The organism is Vibrio gangliei (assembly GCF_026001925.1).
Taxonomy (GTDB): domain Bacteria; phylum Pseudomonadota; class Gammaproteobacteria; order Enterobacterales; family Vibrionaceae; genus Vibrio; species Vibrio gangliei.
The window spans coordinates 2,372,213-2,388,470 of record NZ_AP021869.1 but is presented as its reverse complement, the minus strand read 5'-3'; the positions used below and the strand labels follow the sequence as shown (position 1 = coordinate 2,388,470).

General features: G+C 43.3%; 15 protein-coding genes. 14 read left to right on the top strand and 1 reads right to left on the bottom strand.

What is annotated here, in order from left to right:
• Positions 1-81: 81 nt before the first annotated feature.
• The 12 genes from pilM to trpS all read left to right on the top strand — a co-directional run bounded on the left by pilM (position 82) and on the right by trpS (position 12,033).
• A complete protein-coding gene (pilM, locus tag Vgang_RS11085; RefSeq protein ID WP_105902873.1) occupies positions 82-1,092 on the top strand; it encodes a type IV pilus assembly protein PilM in 1,011 nt (336 codons plus the stop codon).
• The gene (locus Vgang_RS11080; RefSeq protein WP_105902874.1) at positions 1,082-1,681 is read left to right on the top strand and encodes a PilN domain-containing protein; all 600 of its coding nucleotides are present in this window, start codon (positions 1,082-1,084) and stop codon (positions 1,679-1,681) included. The genes pilM and Vgang_RS11080 overlap by 11 nt, the downstream gene beginning before the upstream one ends.
• Positions 1,681-2,265, top strand: a complete 585-nt coding sequence (pilO, locus tag Vgang_RS11075; protein WP_105902875.1) for a type IV pilus inner membrane component PilO — start codon at positions 1,681-1,683, stop codon at positions 2,263-2,265. The genes Vgang_RS11080 and pilO overlap by 1 nt, the downstream gene beginning before the upstream one ends.
• Positions 2,262-2,771, top strand: coding sequence for a pilus assembly protein PilP (locus Vgang_RS11070; RefSeq protein ID WP_105902876.1), 510 nt, complete (start codon positions 2,262-2,264; stop codon positions 2,769-2,771). Before pilO ends, Vgang_RS11070 begins: the two co-directional genes overlap by 4 nt.
• A gap of 42 nt (positions 2,772-2,813) precedes the next feature.
• Positions 2,814-4,616 carry a type IV pilus secretin PilQ gene (locus Vgang_RS11065; protein WP_211294085.1) on the top strand — a complete coding sequence of 601 codons (1,803 nt, stop codon included), beginning with the start codon at positions 2,814-2,816 and terminating at the stop codon, positions 4,614-4,616.
• Positions 4,617-4,846: 230 nt separating this feature from the next.
• A complete protein-coding gene (gene aroK, locus Vgang_RS11060; RefSeq protein ID WP_105902877.1) occupies positions 4,847-5,365 on the top strand; it encodes a shikimate kinase AroK in 519 nt (172 codons plus the stop codon).
• 24 nt (positions 5,366-5,389) lie between these two features.
• Positions 5,390-6,472, top strand: a complete 1,083-nt coding sequence (aroB, locus tag Vgang_RS11055; RefSeq protein ID WP_105902878.1) for a 3-dehydroquinate synthase — start codon at positions 5,390-5,392, stop codon at positions 6,470-6,472.
• Positions 6,473-6,607: 135 nt separating this feature from the next.
• Positions 6,608-8,014 (top strand): SPOR domain-containing protein, encoded by a 1,407-nt coding sequence (locus Vgang_RS11050; protein ID WP_105902879.1) that lies wholly within the window; start codon positions 6,608-6,610, stop codon positions 8,012-8,014.
• Positions 8,015-8,125: 111 nt separating this feature from the next.
• A complete protein-coding gene (gene dam, locus Vgang_RS11045) occupies positions 8,126-8,947 on the top strand; it encodes an adenine-specific DNA-methyltransferase (RefSeq protein ID WP_105902880.1) in 822 nt (273 codons plus the stop codon).
• 484 nt (positions 8,948-9,431) lie between these two features.
• A complete protein-coding gene (gene rpe, locus Vgang_RS11040; RefSeq protein ID WP_105902881.1) occupies positions 9,432-10,103 on the top strand; it encodes a ribulose-phosphate 3-epimerase in 672 nt (223 codons plus the stop codon).
• A 77-nt stretch (positions 10,104-10,180) separates the two neighbouring features.
• On the top strand, positions 10,181-10,867 hold the full coding sequence (locus tag Vgang_RS11035; RefSeq protein WP_105902882.1) for a phosphoglycolate phosphatase: 687 nt from the start codon (positions 10,181-10,183) through the stop codon (positions 10,865-10,867).
• Positions 10,868-11,016: 149 nt separating this feature from the next.
• A complete protein-coding gene (gene trpS, locus Vgang_RS11030; RefSeq protein WP_105902883.1) occupies positions 11,017-12,033 on the top strand; it encodes a tryptophan--tRNA ligase in 1,017 nt (338 codons plus the stop codon).
• 96 nt (positions 12,034-12,129) lie between these two features.
• Here trpS and Vgang_RS11025 read toward each other — a convergent pair whose 3' ends face one another.
• On the bottom strand, positions 12,130-13,701 hold the full coding sequence (locus Vgang_RS11025) for a long-chain-fatty-acid--CoA ligase (RefSeq protein ID WP_105902884.1): 1,572 nt from the start codon (positions 13,699-13,701) through the stop codon (positions 12,130-12,132).
• A gap of 390 nt (positions 13,702-14,091) precedes the next feature.
• On the opposite strand from Vgang_RS11025, the gene Vgang_RS11020 reads away from it, so the two are divergent.
• On the top strand, positions 14,092-14,673 hold the full coding sequence (locus Vgang_RS11020; RefSeq protein WP_105902885.1) for an aminodeoxychorismate/anthranilate synthase component II: 582 nt from the start codon (positions 14,092-14,094) through the stop codon (positions 14,671-14,673).
• A gap of 229 nt (positions 14,674-14,902) precedes the next feature.
• Positions 14,903-16,117, top strand: a complete 1,215-nt coding sequence (locus tag Vgang_RS11015) for an aspartate aminotransferase family protein (RefSeq protein ID WP_105902886.1) — start codon at positions 14,903-14,905, stop codon at positions 16,115-16,117.
• The last annotated feature ends 141 nt before the right edge of the window (positions 16,118-16,258 follow it).

The following is a 16,258-nucleotide window of genomic DNA, read 5'->3' as shown; positions in this document are numbered from 1 at the left end:
GCGTATTTCATTAAAACAACGAAATCATTAATCCAACCTTTTTGATTGAGAGGCGATAACCTCTCGCTGGAGCCTAGCAATATGGGTAAATCTTTTGTCACGGGGATCGATATTGGTCATCACAGTATTAAAGCTGTGGTCATGAAACCCGCTGGAGAATTGTTTGAACTGGTTAGTTATAAAGAAGTGCCAGCAACAGACGCTATTTTTTCAGATAACCACACATTGAATCATCAAGAGATTGTCAAAAAATTAAAAGAGCTGAAAAAACAGCTGCCAATGATGGCTCGAAACGTGGTGCTTTCGGTTCCTGACAACGCGGTGATCAGTAAATTGCTGCATATTGACAGTGAACTGGATGAGCGTGAAAAAGAATTTGCGATTTATCAAGTGTTCGGGCAGCAATCGCCATTTCCAGTTGAAGAACTCAGTCTCGATTATGTTCGAGTCGAATCAGATGTCGTTAAACGTGCGCCTACCTCAACCTATCAAGTCTATGCCACACGTAAAGAAGTGATTGAAAGCCGGATGGATGCGGTTAAAAAGTCAGGCTTCAAACCTATCGTGATGGATATTCAAGCGCACGGTTTGCTACGTGTGTGGCAACTGGCTAGTCAGATCGAGGCCGAAAAAAGTAATTGGTTGTTGGTTGATATAGGTAAAAGCCAAACGTCGGTCTGTATTTTGCCTCCTGGTCGCCCTGCGTATTACAAAGATTTGCCGTTTGGTGCCAAAAGCATTAAGCCCGCTCCAGCTGCGGTGGACTCCAATTTAAGCCTGCAACTGGATGAACAAGATGAGTTTATTTCTGAGTTAGCCGAGCGACTCACTCGTCAATTAAGCATGTATGCCTCTGTTAATCAGCAGTACAAAATTGAAGGTATTTGGCTTACTGGTGGGGGGGCAACATTAGTCGCGATTGATGAAGCCTTATCTGACAAGTTAAACCTACCGGTAGAAGTGCTTAACCCACTGACCTTGCTACAAGGCAAAGTGAAAAATAAAGATGAGGTTGAGCCTTGTACTTTTGGGGTTGCGGCAGGCCTGGCCATTCGTGGTATTCAGTGGCAAGGAGGAAAGCATGTTGCATGACATTAACTTGCTGCCTTGGCGTGAAGAGAAGCGGCAGCAATATAAACAACGTTTTTACGGCATGGTGGTGCTTGGTGTTCTATTTGCAGCCTTTTTGCAGTGGTGCGGTAGCTTGTATATCGATCATTTGAAAAGTGAGCAGCAGGCTCGAAACCAGCAATTACAAGCGTATATCGCCAAGCTGGATAAGCAGTTGGTGAACCTGAAAGAAATCGAAGCTAAGCATAAATCGATTTTGACTCGTCTGCGCTTAGTGGAATCGCTACAAAATGAACGTAATAAAACCACAGACTTTATGAACTTGATGCCAGAGCTCGTCCCTGAAGGTGTCTATGTAGACAAAATTAAGATGAGCGGCAGAGAAGTTGAGATGGCTGGGGTAAGCGATAGCACAGCACGTTTGGCGACCATGTTAGATAACTTTGAAAACTCTACTTGGCTCGCGGATGTTGAAATGCACTCGATCATTTCAGGCAAAGTGTTATTTGGTAAGAAATTTCAAAGTTTCAAATTGTCATTCCGATTTGATGATCAACCCGTTGAAGTCGCAAATGAAGCGAACAAAGTGGCTAAAAAAGGAGCGCAGTAATGGTCGATTTTCGTGATCTTGATTTTGAAGATATGCCTGAATGGCCACTTTTACCGCAACTTGTGGTTATCGGAGCGTTAGTCATCGTATTGCAAGTGGTCGGCGCTTGGTTTTATTTGTCGCCGCAAAACGATGAACTGGAGCAAATTCGTCAACAAGAAGTGACATTAAAAAGTTCGATTCGAATCAAAGCCGCAAAAGTGGCGGCATTACCACAGTTGCAAGCCCAACTTGATGAGCTTAATACCCGTTACCAATACCTATTGAAGCAGCTTCCAGTACAAAAAGAATTGGCCAGCATGTTATCAGCGGTCAACGAACAAGGGCTCAAAAATGATCTGACTTTTACTCGTGTCGACTGGGGTGAGAAGCAGGTTCAAGAGTTTTTATATCGTCTTCCTTTGAACATTGAATTGACCGGTGCTTATAACGATATCGGTGATTTCTCGGAAGCGATCGCCAAGCTACCCCGAATCATCAGCCTGCATAATGTGGAGTGGCAACGTGTCAGTCAGGAAAGTAGCACATTGCACTTCCGTGTTCGCGCTTATACCTATCAATTTAAACCGGAGGAAAGCAAATGATAAAACCCACTTTAACCTTGCTTTCCGTCGCGTTACTAGCGGGCTGTGAGCAATCTAATGACTCTATTGAGAGCTTTATTTCTCAAGTTGAAAACCAATCGCGCAAAGAGATAGCGCAGCTGGAACCAGAAAAAACATTTAAAGCAACCAAGTACAACGGCGCACAGTTACGTGAACCGTTCAGTTTGCCTGCAGTTGCGGTCGCCAATCAGCCTCGTATTAAACAAGACTGTTGGCAACCTGGTTTGCGCAGTAAAACCGGAGCGCTTGAGCAATACCCATTAGAGCAATTGCATCTGCGTGGGGTGATGGGCAGTAAAGGCAGTATTTCCGGGTTAGTTCAAACGCCACAGGGCACATTGGTTGAAGTCCTGGCGGGCGAATACGTTGGCTTGAACAACGGCAAAGTGGCAGAAGTCACACCGCAATTTATTTTAATCAAAGAAACCCTCCCAGATGGCTTGGGATGTTGGCAACAGCGAAACGTGAAGTTAGCGCTGAAATAAATCATTTCCACAGACATGTAGATAATAATTGAGTATTAAATTATGCATAAAGGATTAACGCTAGCAGGTTGGACTTCTCGATTGGCAGTAGTATCGATGATGGCCTGTCTATTTATCTCGGAACAGTCGGCTTTTGCTGCCAGTGCTTCAAACAGCACCGCTAAGGCTTCTCAAACCAAACAACAAGCCATCAGTAACCAATTTCTTGGCTTAGATTTTCGATTAAATAAACAAAAAGAAGGGATGATTGTTGTCAAGATGGCCTCGTCGGCATCGGCAGTTGATATCAAGAAAAATGCTCAAGGTTTGAATATTGACTTGATTCAGACCTCAGTGACCGATGACAATCTATACGTCATTGATGTGAAAGATTTTTCCACTGCAGTTAGTACGGTGGAAGTTTTTCGCGAAGAAGAGAATACTCAATTACAAGCCAGCATTTCAGGCAATTTCACTTACGATTACCGCATCAAAGGGAATGATCTAGAGATCACGGTATCTGAAGTGAAGGCTCAAGCTAAATCTACCACTACAAAGCAAAAAACCGCATTGGATGCTGAAAACAAAAAGATTTCGATTAACTTCCAAGATATTCCGGTACGGAATGTGTTGCAGTTAATTGCCGATTACAATGGTTTTAACCTGGTGGTATCAGACTCAGTGACAGGCAACTTAACCTTACGTTTAGATGGTGTGCCGTGGCAGCAAGTGCTTGATATTATTTTGCAGGTTAAAGGTCTCGATAAGCGTGTGGAAGGTAATGTTGTTTTGGTTGCACCGAAAGCGGAATTGGATGCACAGCAAAAGCAACGTTTAGAACAAGCTCGTCTACAAGAAGAATTAGGAGACTTAAGTTCTGAACTGATCCAAATTAACTTCGCTAAAGCGTCCGATATCGCCGCTCTTATCGGTGGTGAAGGGGAAATCAGCATGCTGTCTAGCCGAGGTAATATTACGGTTGATGAACGTACTAACTCACTATTGATTCGAGATTTACCGAATAATATTGAGATCATTAAAGGCATTGTGGAGTCTCTGGATATCCCAGTAAAACAAGTGCAAATCGAAGCTCGTATCGTCACCGTGAGCGAGGGTAACTTACAAGATCTCGGGGTGCGCTGGGGGATTGCAGAAACTAATGGTTCATTTTCAACCGGTGGAACGATTGAGAGCACGGTCGGACAAGCGGGCATTGCATCAGGCCGAGATAGCATCGACTTTACTGGCGCTGGAGACTCCAAAGTTGGTATTGACGATTTCTTAAACGTGAATTTAGCCGCAACCAGCTCAAATGCATCCAGTATCGCTTTCCAAGTGGCGAAACTGGGCTCGGATACGTTATTGGATTTAGAATTGTCGGCTTTGGAGGCGGAATCTAAAGCGGAAATTATTTCTAGCCCACGTTTGATTACAACCAACAAACAGCCAGCCTATATTGAACAAGGTACGGAAATCCCATATTTAGAAGCGTCTTCTAGTGGTGCGACTTCAGTGAGCTTTAAAAAGGCGGTATTAAGTTTGAAAGTGACGCCACAAATTACCCCAGACAACCGTTTAGTATTGGATTTAAGCGTGACTCAAGATAGACCCGGTGAAGTAGTGAAAACGGGGGATGGTGAAGCCGTAGCGATTGATACTCAACGTATTGGCACTCAAGTTTTGGTTGATAACGGCGAGACGGTAGTGCTTGGTGGTATTTATCAGCATTCGGTGCAAACCAGTGTAGATAAGGTGCCATTGTTAGGCGATATTCCTTACCTAGGCGCCTTGTTCCGTCGTAGTTATGAAAACTATGGCAAAAGTGAACTATTGATTTTTGTGACACCAAAAGTGATTTTGCAGTAAGAAAATCCATTTTGGATGCCGAATGGACATCAAGATAAATTCACACTTAGTAAAATTAAAGTTGCATTAGTGGCACCATACTTAGATAATTTCGGGTCTGATCACGAATTATCTGTGAGGAATTAGGTGCCACAATGATATCTAATTTAGGCTTTGTTGCGTAAAAACAAAGTGTTAAATGATTTATCCGCTGGCAATGTCATTAAATTAACGTTGAATTACTGCTAAACATGGCCGAAAAACGCAATATTTTTCTTGTTGGCCCAATGGGTGCCGGCAAAAGTACAATTGGTAGACATCTAGCTCAACAGCTGCACATGGAGTTTTTAGATTCTGATACGGTTATTGAGCAACGCACTGGTGCAGACATCAGTTGGGTATTTGATGTAGAAGGTGAAGAAGGTTTCCGCGTTCGTGAAGAAGCGGTTATCGATGATTTAACTCAAGAGCAAGGCATCGTGCTTGCGACGGGTGGTGGCTCGATTAAGAGCAAAGAGAACCGCAACCGTCTTTCTGCTCGAGGTATTGTTGTTTACCTTGAAACCACCATTGAAAAACAATTGGCACGTACTAATCGTGATAAAAAGCGTCCTTTACTGCAAACGGGTGAACCGCGTGAGGTACTGGAAGCCTTGGCGGCAGAACGTAACCCTCTGTACGAAGAAATTGCCGATTATACGGTTCGTACCGATGACCAAAGTGCCAAAGTTGTGGCAAACCTTATTGTTAAAATGCTAGACGAAAATTAGCCCATAGCTTAGGAGACCCAAACCATGGAACGGATTAATGTGGATCTTGCTGAGCGAAGTTATCCGATCTCGATTGGCGCTGGATTGTTAAACGATCCTGCGCTTTTCTCACATCTAAAAGCGAAGCAAAAAGTGGTCGTGATCAGTAATGACACAGTCGCTCCCTTGTACGCTCCCCGCTTAATAGAGACGCTGCAAAGTCTAAAATGTGACGTAGCGTTACTGAGCTTGCCGGATGGTGAGCAATATAAATCGCTCGAAACTTTCAATACCATCATGACTTTCTTACTTGAAGGAAACTATAACCGTGATGTGGTTTTAGTGGCACTTGGTGGTGGGGTGATTGGTGACCTCGTGGGGTTTGCTGCCGCTTGTTATCATCGCGGTGTGGATTTCATTCAGGTGCCGACCACTTTATTGTCGCAAGTCGATTCATCGGTCGGTGGTAAAACCGCGGTCAATCACCCGCTGGGTAAAAATATGATTGGGGCATTTTATCAGCCTAAATCTGTAATTATTGATACTGATTGTCTGGACACTTTACCTGCGCGTGAGTTTGCAGCGGGCATGGCGGAAGTGATTAAGTACGGCATTATTATCGATAGTGAATTTTTTGCTTGGCTTGAACAGAATATGGATGACTTGGTTGCGCTGGATAATGCGGCGCTATGCCAGGCGATTGCACGTTGTTGCCAAATTAAGGCGGATGTCGTGAATGCCGATGAAAAAGAAGCAGGCGTTCGAGCGTTGCTTAATCTTGGTCATACTTATGGGCATGCGATTGAAGCTGAAATGGGGTATGGAAATTGGTTGCATGGTGAAGCGGTGGCGGCAGGAACTATGATGGCTGCACAAACTTCATTATTACGGGAACTCGTGACCGCAGAACAGGTCGAACGTATACGTGCAATTTTATTGAAAGCCAAATTACCGATTCATACACCCGAAACCATGAACTTTGACCATTTCATCAAGCATATGATGAGAGATAAAAAAGTATTGGCGGGGCAGTTACGTTTGATTCTGCCAACGGGTATTGGCTCAGCCGAAGTGCTCGGTGATACCGGTGAAACTATTATAAGGCAAGCCATAGAAGCCTGCCGATAATCGAAGGCCTTTGAGGTAGATTCATCTCAAAGGCTTTTTTAAGCGCTTGCGTAAATTTGTATTTATTTGACATATATAATTGACTAACGTGTTAATTAACAAACAATTATTCTTCTGTTTATTTAGAGGCAAGCAATGAGCATGACTCATGATGGTGCACCGATGGTGCAATTAGAATCGCAAACGCAATTATTAGACAGTTTGCAAAGGTTAACCCACCAAAATTCAAATCTGATTTGTGTCGAAGGTGAACCAGGTTCTGGTAAATCTTGGTTAGCTCAGCGCTTTCTGAATACCGATAAAGTTATTCAAACCTTATCTTTTTTAATTTGTTTACCATCGCAAACGGCAGAACATCAACGCAGTGTGTTGTTAGGGCAATTGTTGTCAGACAGCTTTTGTACTGGTGAAGAAACCTTACTGGAAAGTTTGCAGGCATTTCGTAAAGACCAAGATTGCAAAGCTACTATCATTGTCGATGATGCGAATTTACTAGCCGATCATTTGCTCGATGAGTTAGCGCAATTAGTTTTAGAAGCGCAAAACAACCCACTTTGGCAAATAAACGTAGTGTTATTTTCTTGCACTGGGTTAATCGATTCAGCTTCTGTTTCGACATCACCAAAACCTGAGTTTAAGCATCTTAAGGTGGAAGCGTTATCGCAAGATGAAGCCAATGAATTTGTTGAGCAATTGGTTATTCCTAGTAGTCATATTGACACTGAAAAGAAAAAACAATCAATATACAAAGAAATGCATTCAGTTGAGCTTTACCCTGCGAATCTGTTGGATTTGGCAGAGCATCATCGTCCGCCTGTTGTGTGTTGGGTCAAACGATCTCTGATTGCGATCATCATTATTTTATTAGCGCTTGGTGGCTGGTCTTGGTGGACAAGTTATCAAGCACGAGTTCAAGATCAACTCGTTGAAGTCGACAGCGCTGCTGAGTCGGTCTCGCAAGTTGTTGAGCCCGAGCTAGCAGTCAGCGGCGCCGATAGTAGCGTATCGGCAGCGGATGACTCACAAGTGAGCAACAATGAAAAAGAAGAGACATTACCTCAGGCGGTGACCGATAAAACCTTAACCGTTGGTGATGAATCCGAATCTGAACAAAAGCGTGTGGTTGTGCCTGCTAATGTCGTTGATGCTTTATTAGATGGTGATACGCCTAAAGATGCCAAGGTGACGAATTCAGAAGTAGAGGCGACTCAAGCCGCTCCAACCTTGGATAATGGAAGTATCGTCCTGGCAGATAAAGAGTTATTGGCGGTTCCTGAAACGCGTTATACCTTGCAACTCGCAGCCGTGACTCAAGAGAAAGAAGCGATTAACTTTATTAATATGTATGATTTGGATGGCAAAGTCCGTGTTTATCGAACGCTGCGCAACCAAGTTCATTGGTATATCGTGACTTACCAAGATTTCGCTAATATTCAGGAAACGAGAGATGCGGCGCAAGAGTTACCTCTTTCTTTGCAAAAAGAGCAACCTTGGCCAAAATCCATGGCGCAAGTACATCAAGAGATTGAACGTACGAAATAACGCTGAGTTTGTCGCTGAAATATGTTACATTCCCCAACCCATTGATATTGGTTAGTTTGACTGAGATTAGTGGGTTGGTGAAAACATTGTGGTCGGTGAGTAGTTAAGTAGATGAAAAAGCAGCGAGCTTTCCTCAAATGGGCAGGCGGTAAATACGGATTAGTTGAAGACATTCAACGTCACCTACCAGAAGGCAGAAAGCTAGTTGAACCTTTTGTTGGTGCGGGTTCGGTCTTTTTGAATACCGACTACGAACAATATCTATTGGCCGACATCAACCCTGATTTGATCAATCTTTATAACCTGCTAAAAGAGCAGCCAGATACCTTCATTCAAGAGGCGCAACGTTTCTTTACTGCGGAATATAATCGCAAAGAAGTGTATTTGGGCATTCGAGCCGATTTTAACCAAAGCCAAGATACCTTCTTCCGCTCATTGGCGTTTCTGTATATGAATCGTTTCGGTTTTAATGGCTTATGCCGTTATAACAAAAAGGGCGGTTTTAATGTGCCGTTTGGTTCGTATAAAAAACCCTATTTCCCTGAAAATGAAATGCTGCACTTTGCGGAAAAAGCCAAAAAAGCCACCTTCGTCTGTGAAAGCTACCCGCAAACTTTCGCACGCGCACGCAAAGGTTGCGTTGTGTATTGCGATCCACCGTACGCGCCGCTGGCACAGGCGAGCAACTTTACCTCGTATGCTGGCAATGGCTTTTCACTCGATGATCAAGCCGAGTTGGCTAGCATTGCAGAACAAACCGCAGCACAACGAGATATCCCGGTTCTTATTTCTAACCACGATACTGCATTAACGCGCCGCTTGTACAAAGGCGCGAAATTGAATGTAGTAAAAGTGAAGCGCACCATCAGCCGCAATGGCTCAGGCCGTAATAAGGTCGATGAGTTGTTGGCGTTGTTTGAAGCGAAAGGGTAGGTTCGTTACTCGGATTCTCGGTCGTTTCACTTCTCGTGGCTCGATGATTTCCATATTGTTGTTGATTTTGTTTTCAGTAAATAGTTTGTTAGGCGGGAAGAGTTGATTTAATCATTTCGTTACTCGGATTCTCGGTCGTTTCACTTCTCGTTACTCGAAGTTTTCCTATTTCGGTTCCCGATTTTGTTGTTGGGTTGTCGTTTTTTCGAGCTACGAGCAGCGCAGCGTCCGAGCAACGAGACTCGACCGAAACTATTCTCGCTGGGCTACTCATTCTTTTGTTACTTATTTTTATATCTTTATCGAGTCACGAGCAGCACAGCGCCTGAATAACGAAATCCGTGCTGAAATACCGTGACTATCCACCCGTAAACATCCTCCCGCCTTGTATCTAATCGTTTGCTTGGGTAAACTTGCGCCGAAATTATACTCAACGTGTTTAACGATTGAGCTTTGACTGATTTGGCCTTATTCGGAGTTATCCATGAAAGACTTTTTGATTGCCCCTTCCATTCTCTCTGCTGACTTTGCCCGCTTAGGGGAAGATGTAGAAAAAGTATTGGCGGCTGGTGCGGATGTTGTTCACTTTGATGTGATGGATAATCACTATGTGCCAAATCTGACTTTTGGTGCGCCAATCTGTAAAGCGCTACGTGATTACGGCATTACCGCGCCAATCGATGTTCACCTTATGGTGAAACCAGTGGACGCGATTGTGCCCGAGTTTGCCAAAGCTGGTGCCAGCATGATTACTTTCCATATTGAAGCCACAGAGCACGTTGACCGTACTTTGCAATTGATTAAAGAACATGGTTGCCAAGCAGGTGTGGTGTTTAACCCTGCCACGCCATTGCATCACTTAGACTACATCATGGATAAAGTGGATATGATCTTGTTGATGTCAGTGAACCCAGGTTTTGGCGGTCAATCGTTCATTCCATCCACTTTAGACAAACTTCGTGAAGTACGTAAGCGTATTGATGCGAGTGGTCGTAATATTCGCTTGGAAATTGATGGTGGTGTCAAAGTCGATAATATTCGTGAAATTGCGGAAGCGGGCGCGGATATGTTTGTCGCTGGGTCTGCCATCTTTAATCAACCGGATTACAAAGAAGTGATTGATCAAATGCGTGCGGAGTTGGAACAAGTTAAATAAGCACTTATTTAATAGGGTCGATATAAAAACAGGCTTGGGATACACTCAAGCCTGTTTTTTTGTAAATGGACGTTGTGATGGCATTACAAGATATTCAATTAATCGCATTTGATTTAGATGGAACCTTACTCGACAGCGTGCCTGATTTAGCCGAAGCGGCGGATTTGGCAGTGCGTAGCTTTGACTTTCCGGCGGTAACGGCAGAACAAGTACGCGACTGGGTCGGTAATGGTGCTGATGTGCTGATCGCTCGTGCGTTGAGCCAAAATATTGTGGTCGATAATCGTTTGGATGCAGATTTGGTTAAGCAAGCACGAGTGCGTTTTGATGAGTATTATCATCAAGGTGGGCATCGCTTAAGTCATCTGTATGACAATGTGAAATCGACCCTGCAAGCCTTGCACGCCGCCGGTTTTAAAATGGCGATTGTCACCAATAAACCGTCAGCTTTTGTTCCAGATATTCTCGCGCAACATGGCATTGCCGATTTATTTGTCGACGTGATTGGCGGCGATGATTTCCCGAATAAAAAGCCGGACCCTATGGCGTTAAACTGGCTGCTCGAAAAACATCAAGTCAGTGCGAACAATATGTTGATGGTCGGGGATTCGAAAAATGATGTATTGGCGGCGAAAAATGCCGGTTGTCATTCCTTTGCCTTAACTTACGGCTACAACCACGGCGAGCCTATCTCTGACTCAGCGCCGGATTTTGTGGCCGATAATATTGCTGAGCTTTTGGATGTGCTAGCCGTTTCTCATTAATTGCCTAAATCCCTGCAATTAGTCCGATAAAACGCTAGTCAAACCGAGCCAGATCAGTAAACTGAAATGCCTGTTATTTCCTGTTAAATGGAAAGCAGGCATTATTTTTAATTCGTCCTCATTGGATAAAACAGGTAAAGGAAAGAAGCATGAGCAAACCCATTGTATTAAGTGGTGTTCAACCGTCAGGTGAACTGAGTATTGGTAACTACTTGGGTGCTCTACGTCAATGGCAACAAATGCAAGATGACTACGACTGCCAATATTGTGTGGTTGATTTGCATGCGATCACGGTTCGCCAAGATCCGAAAGCATTACATGAAGCAACGTTAGATGCGTTAGCGGTCTGTCTTGCGGTTGGTGTTGACCCTAAAAAGAGCACGTTATTCGTTCAGTCACACGTACCAGAACATGCTCAACTAGGCTGGCTTTTAAACTGTTATACCCAAATGGGCGAACTGAATCGTATGACTCAGTTTAAAGACAAATCTCAGCGTTATGCGAATGATGTTAACGCTGGTTTATTTGCTTACCCAGTCTTAATGGCGGCAGATATTTTGTTGTATGGCGCGCATCAAGTGCCAGTCGGTAACGATCAGAAACAACATTTGGAATTGGCGCGTGATATTGCGAACCGTTTTAACAATGTTTACAGCCCAGATGAGCCGATTTTCCAAATTCCAGAGCCGTACATTCCGCAAGTGAATGCGCGCGTAATGAGCCTGCAAGATGCGACTAAGAAGATGTCGAAATCGGATGATAACCGTAAAAACGTGATTACGATTTTGGAAGAACCTAAGTCGATTTTGAAGAAGATCAACAAAGCACAAACTGATACCGAAATGCCACCACGCATCGCCCATGATGTCGAAAACAAAGCGGGCATTTCAAACTTGATGGGGTTGTATTCTGCTGCGACTGGTAAATCTTTTGCGGAAATTGAAGCGCAATACGCAGGCGTGGAAATGTACGGCCCATTTAAGAAAGACGTTGGTGAAGCCATTGTCGCGATGCTTGAGCCAATTCAAGCGGAATACAAGCGTATCCGTGAAGACCGCGCTTACATGGATGAAGTGATGAAAGTCGGCGCAGAAAAAGCGTCTGCCAAAGCGGCGGTTACTTTAGCTAAAGCCTATCAAGCGGTGGGCTTTGTGCCTCGCGCATAACCTTTTACGCTTTGGGCTTTCACGCTTCAACTAAAAATAAACCCCGCTTTAAGTGATATTAAAGCGGGGTTTATTATGCTCGTTAGTTAACGCTCATCAAGCACTACGCAACTCTCGGCGTAAGATCTTACCCACGGTTGATTTAGGCAATGATTCATGGAAATGAATTTGGCGAGGTACTTTATAAGCCGCTAGATTCTCACGGCAATAATCTTCAACTTGTTTTGTCGTAAGCTCGGAATCTTGATGTAACACAACGTGCGCAATTACGGCTTCACCACTTCTCTCATCAGGCCCACCAACGACCGCAGCTTCCAGAATTTCATCGTGTGAACAGAGAACTTCTTCCACTTCATTAGGGTAAACATTAAAGCCAGAGACAATGATCATATCTTTCATGCGATCAACGATTTTAAATGCGCCATTTGGCATTTGTAGGCCAATATCACCGGTTAGAAAGTAGCCATTAATAATTGCTTTGGCGGTTTCTTCCGGGCGATTCCAATAGCCTTTCATGACTTGTGGGCCTTTCACTGCAAGTTCACCGACCTCACCTTGAGGTAAAGGTTTATTATCTGGCCCCCAAACTTCCAAGATGGTATCAACAATCGGTGTGCCAATACTTCCTGGTATTTGTTTACCAAATTCATTTAATGTTAATACCGGAGAGGTTTCTGAGAGCCCCCAACCTTCTGAAATAGTGCATCCGGTAAGCTTTTTCCATAAATGGAAAGTCGATGTATTTAATGCTGATCCACCAGATATAGTGAGTTGTAGATTGGAAAAATTAATATTTGGGAATTCTGGGTGGTGGCACAGGGCAACAAATAAGGTGTTAATGCCTGCCATGCCTGTAATAGTATTGCTCTTGAATGTTTCGACTAAATTATCAATATCTCTTGGATTTGGGATAAGAATATTACACGCACCTATACTAAATAAACTAATCATATTCACTGTGAAAGCGAAGATATGGTACAGCGGTAAGGGGCAAATAAAATTACCATTTTCAATATTGTCTATTTGTAGAATACGTTCGCTCATTTGAGCTGCATTTGAAATAATATTGGATTGAGTGAGGCTTGCTCCTTTTGCCACTCCAGTGGTTCCACCGGTGTATTGTAAAATAGCTATATCTTCTAGTTGTGCTTCTGATGGGGATAAATTAGAGAGTGATTCAGACTGAGATAAGATAGACATGAAGTCGATATAGTTAGATTGGTTTTCAGTGGCTTGAATGAAGTCTGTCACCTTGGTTGTTATGACTTTTTCTATATTTACGTGCTCTTTAATCGCTTCGTATTTAGGTAGTAAATCTTCCAAAATAATCAGTGCTTTTGCACCCGAGTCATTGAATTGATGGTGCATTTCGCGCGGAGTATAAAGTGGATTAGTGTTTACAATGATCAATCCTGCTTTAATTGCGCCATAAGCGGCAATAGGATATTGAGTGATGTTAGGCAATTGAATCACGATACGATCACCCGCATTCAACCCACTTTCATGTTGTAACCATTTTGCAAAAAGAGTAGATAGATGATCGATCTCTGCATAAGTATGACTTTTTCCTAAGCACTGATAAGCCACTTTATGTTGATTCTTTTGGCAAATAGCGCTCAGAAAATGAGACAGGTTTTTATATTGTAAGATGGATTGCCAATCGTTCATGTTGCACTCCTTGCAGGAAATCTAAACAGTTGTACTTTACGCTTCAAAGTAAAATAAATTTCTATATAAAATTGTCGTTTTAACTAGCGCTCGAGAGATAAGTGTTAAATCGACCATTTTTCTTTTTATTGACGGAATATCATCAAATAGTAGGCTATGAAATCGCCTATTTTAATGAAATACATTATTAACATATCTATCACTAGTCTATAGGGAGAGATTGTAATTGTGTGCAGTCAAACACGCGTTTGATTCATTTTTGTGTGTTTTACTTGAGCGAAATCGCTTGCTGAAAAAAGAAAATTGTTGACCAATTTTGATGCTAAGCTTGCCTTTCTGCACTGGTGTTGCAGAATAAGCCGTCTTTTTCTATTCGAGTAGATTGCTGTCATGCTACTGATCATTGATAACTACGATTCTTTTACTTACAACTTGTACCAATACTTCTGCGAATTAGGGCAACAAGTACGTGTGATTCGTAATGATGAGATTGATATTGCTGGCATTGAAGCGTTAAATCCAAGCCATTTGGTCATTTCACCGGGTCCATGCACACCCAATGAAGCCGGTATCTCTTTGCAAGCGATAAAACATTTTGCTGGTAAGCTGCCTATTCTGGGCGTGTGTCTGGGTCATCAAGCCATCGCGCAAGTGTTTGGTGGGAAAGTGGTTCGTGCTCGGCAGGTGATGCATGGTAAAACGTCGCTTATTCGACACACAGGTGCCAGCGTATTTCGCCATTTGCCTAACCCACTCATGGTGACACGCTACCATTCTTTGGTGGTGCAAAAGGATAGCTTGCCATCCTGTTTTGAGTTGACCGCTTGGACGACCTTAGATAATGGTGAGATGGATGAGATTATGGGCTATCAACACAAAACCTTGCCGATTGACGCGGTGCAGTTTCACCCTGAATCGATCAAAACCGAATGTGGTCATCAAATCTTAGCGAACTTTCTTCAGCGTTATTAAAGGTAAAAAGTCAGAAGTGTTAGATGTGGCACAACCTGACGATGATTATTTTATCCTTATTTAAAATTACACTATCCTTATCTTATTCGTGTTGAGATGTCGGCATGAACCTCTTTTTAATAGTAGTTTGTGAATTTTTATTTATTTTTAATGAATGAAAATTTATTGATGATGTGGATTCAGTCCGATACATTAATGAGACTTTGTCGTTGGATAAAAAGGATTAGGGATGTCAGTAGATACTCAAGTAAAAAGAAGCTGGTTTGAAGAAGTCATGGTGCCTTGTTACAGCCCGATGGAAATGATTCCAGTGCGTGGCCAAGGTTCAGTGGTTTGGGATCAAGAGGGTAAAGAATACATTGATTTTGCTGGTGGTATTGCGGTCAGTTGCTTGGGTCATTGCCATCCTATTATGGTGGAAGCTCTAACCGAACAAGCACACAAAATTTGGCACCTCAGCAATGTGATGACCAATGAACCAGCGCTACGCCTAGCGAAAAAACTTACCGAAATTAGCTTCGCAGAAAAGGTCTTTTTTGCCAACTCAGGCGCAGAAGCAAACGAAGCCGCATTAAAATTAGCGCGTCGTTGGGCAAAAGAAGTGCACGGTGAAGACAAGAGTGAAATCATTGCTTTTGTGCAAGGCTTTCATGGCCGTACTTTCTTTACCGTCACTGTGGGTGGGCAGCCGGCTTACTCGGATGGTTTTGGCCCGAAACCAGGCAATATTACCCATATTCCTTACAACGACCTTGAAGCGTTAAAAGCGCACATTTCAGATAAAACTTGTGCGGTAATGATGGAGCCACTACAAGGTGAAGGTGGCGTGGTTTCACCGGATGCCGAGTTTGTACAAGCGGTGCGCGATCTTTGTGATCAAAACAATGCGCTATTGATCTTCGATGAAGTGCAAACTGGTAATGGCCGTACCGGTGAATTTTATGCTTATCAAGGCCTAGGTGTGACGCCAGACATTCTCTCTACTGCGAAATCTTTAGGTGGCGGCTTCCCGATTGGCGCAATGCTGACGACCACAGAACTTGCTCAACACATGAAAGTGGGCGTGCATGGTTCAACTTATGGCGGTAACCCGTTGGCGTGTGCGGTGGCTGAGGCGGTAGTCAATCACATCAGCCAACCGCAAGTGTTAGAAGGTGTGCTTGAGCGTGAACAATGGCTGAAACAAGGCTTAGAAAAGTTGAATCAAAAATACGGTATCTTTGCTGATATTCGTGGTAAAGGCTTATTGATTGGTGCCGAATTGACACAAGAGTGGCATGGCCGCGCGCGTGATATTCTGGTTGCAGCAGGCAAAAATGGTTTATTACTTCTGGTGGCGGGGGCGAACGTTGTGCGCTTTACACCTTCATTAGTGATTACTAAAAATGAAATTGAGCAAGGTTTAGAAAAACTCGATGCGGCTTTAGCGTCACTCATGGATTAATTGAATCTAAGAGCGTAAGTGGCATGGTTAGGATTTTAAAGGCGATCAGTGAGATCGCCTTTATTTTTTTGTGTTGTGTGAATTTTACGAAAGAAATGAATGTGTTATCCATTGCTTTTGATAACTTGAACTATAGTTAAT

What these genes read in the sequence shown, in the direction of transcription:
- pilM (WP_105902873.1), top strand. Translation starts at nt 82, where the DNA reads ATGGGTAAATCTTTTGTCACGGGGATCGATATTGGTCATCACAGTATT.
- Vgang_RS11080 (WP_105902874.1), top strand. Translation starts at nt 1,082, where the DNA reads ATGTTGCATGACATTAACTTGCTGCCTTGGCGTGAAGAGAAGCGGCAG.
- pilO (WP_105902875.1), top strand. Translation starts at nt 1,681, where the DNA reads ATGGTCGATTTTCGTGATCTTGATTTTGAAGATATGCCTGAATGGCCA.
- Vgang_RS11070 (WP_105902876.1), top strand. Translation starts at nt 2,262, where the DNA reads ATGATAAAACCCACTTTAACCTTGCTTTCCGTCGCGTTACTAGCGGGC.
- Vgang_RS11065 (WP_211294085.1), top strand. Translation starts at nt 2,814, where the DNA reads ATGCATAAAGGATTAACGCTAGCAGGTTGGACTTCTCGATTGGCAGTA.
- aroK (WP_105902877.1), top strand. Translation starts at nt 4,847, where the DNA reads ATGGCCGAAAAACGCAATATTTTTCTTGTTGGCCCAATGGGTGCCGGC.
- aroB (WP_105902878.1), top strand. Translation starts at nt 5,390, where the DNA reads ATGGAACGGATTAATGTGGATCTTGCTGAGCGAAGTTATCCGATCTCG.
- Vgang_RS11050 (WP_105902879.1), top strand. Translation starts at nt 6,608, where the DNA reads ATGAGCATGACTCATGATGGTGCACCGATGGTGCAATTAGAATCGCAA.
- dam (WP_105902880.1), top strand. Translation starts at nt 8,126, where the DNA reads ATGAAAAAGCAGCGAGCTTTCCTCAAATGGGCAGGCGGTAAATACGGA.
- rpe (WP_105902881.1), top strand. Translation starts at nt 9,432, where the DNA reads ATGAAAGACTTTTTGATTGCCCCTTCCATTCTCTCTGCTGACTTTGCC.
- Vgang_RS11035 (WP_105902882.1), top strand. Translation starts at nt 10,181, where the DNA reads ATGGCATTACAAGATATTCAATTAATCGCATTTGATTTAGATGGAACC.
- trpS (WP_105902883.1), top strand. Translation starts at nt 11,017, where the DNA reads ATGAGCAAACCCATTGTATTAAGTGGTGTTCAACCGTCAGGTGAACTG.
- Vgang_RS11025 (WP_105902884.1), bottom strand. Translation starts at nt 13,701, where the DNA reads ATGAACGATTGGCAATCCATCTTACAATATAAAAACCTGTCTCATTTT.
- Vgang_RS11020 (WP_105902885.1), top strand. Translation starts at nt 14,092, where the DNA reads ATGCTACTGATCATTGATAACTACGATTCTTTTACTTACAACTTGTAC.
- Vgang_RS11015 (WP_105902886.1), top strand. Translation starts at nt 14,903, where the DNA reads ATGTCAGTAGATACTCAAGTAAAAAGAAGCTGGTTTGAAGAAGTCATG.